Genomic DNA, 1,197 nt, shown 5'->3' on the forward strand with positions numbered 1-1,197 from the left:
TTTTTGTATCGCCTCACCGTGCCAATACATTTGCTCTGCAGAGGCCTGAATAGCGCCGTAAGGCCATAATTGTTGAGCGTTTAGCCAAGTAGGATCTTGGATTTGGATACTCAATCCAGTTACGGAAAAGCGCGCCTCCGCGTAATCAATATTTTTCAGCGCAATCTGGTGGAACTGGATCGACTCTAAGTTAGGCCGTGTCGGTATGCCTTTTTTTAGACTCACCCCATCTATCAGCAAGCTATCGATAATCCATTTTCCATCTCGTCGTATGTCAGGGTTCAGCCATACGTCGACTTGTTCAATATAAGGCAGATGATCGTCTTGGGAGCGAACGTTTTGCAGCGAAAGGTGGTAAGGGAAGTCGTATTGAACACGCTCCGCTTGGATCGGTAAGCCAAGGTAGGGTGAAACCCATTGCCATGTAGAATTGGCGTATGAGGTGGTTAACAGCGCAATAATGGTCGCCGGAAGGACAATCAATACCACCAGTAAGAGAATTAGAATTCGACGCGCTGTTTTCATCCCTGCCAGAACCTGTAAGTGAAGTGTCGGAAAACTGATGAGGTCAGTTATACAAATAACCCAGTTAGGCTTTAGCTTGTATCAATCTGGTGTGGGATTCAATAAAAAGCCCCTCAAAAGAGGGGCTTGAAGAGCATTTTTGTAACTAAGTCACTGTTGTCATCAAATCACAGGTCACTCAGTTTTGCTTCGGTATTAGTCCAGTTGAGGACCAGCCGCAACCAGTGCTTTACCTTCCGCGTTGTCTGTGTACTTATCAAAGTTATTGATAAAGCGCTCAGCCAAGTCTTTCGCTTTGCTTTCCCATTGTAGTGGGTCAACGTACGTGTCACGAGGGTCAAGGATGCTTGGATCCACACCTGGTAGTGAAGTCGGTACTTCAAGGTTGAAGATTGGGATGTGCTTAGTTGGCGCATCTTCAATCGAGCCATCTAGGATCGCATCAATGATGCCGCGCGTATCTTGGATAGAGATACGTTTACCTGTTCCGTTCCAGCCGGTGTTCACTAGGTATGCTTCTGCACCTGCGGCTTCCATACGTTTTACCAGTACTTCTGCGTATTTAGTTGGGTGAAGCGTTAGGAACGCTGCGCCAAAACATGCAGAGAATGTTGGTGTTGGCTCAGTAATGCCTCGCTCTGTGCCAGCCAATTTTGCAGTAAAACCAGATAG

The 1,197-nt window shown here is 46.8% G+C and carries 2 protein-coding genes; both read right to left on the bottom strand.

Features of this window, described 5'->3' with window-relative positions; all coding sequences use genetic code 11:
• The coding region (locus tag R7P67_RS25290) for an AsmA family protein (RefSeq protein WP_318086380.1) at positions 1–525 on the bottom strand (525 nt) is incomplete at its 3' end.
• 195 nt (positions 526–720) lie between these two features.
• A partial coding sequence (locus R7P67_RS25295; protein ID WP_318086381.1) for a phosphoenolpyruvate carboxykinase (ATP) occupies positions 721–1,197 on the bottom strand: 477 nt, incomplete at its 5' end.

Source organism: Vibrio sp. Vb0937, from assembly GCF_033338855.1.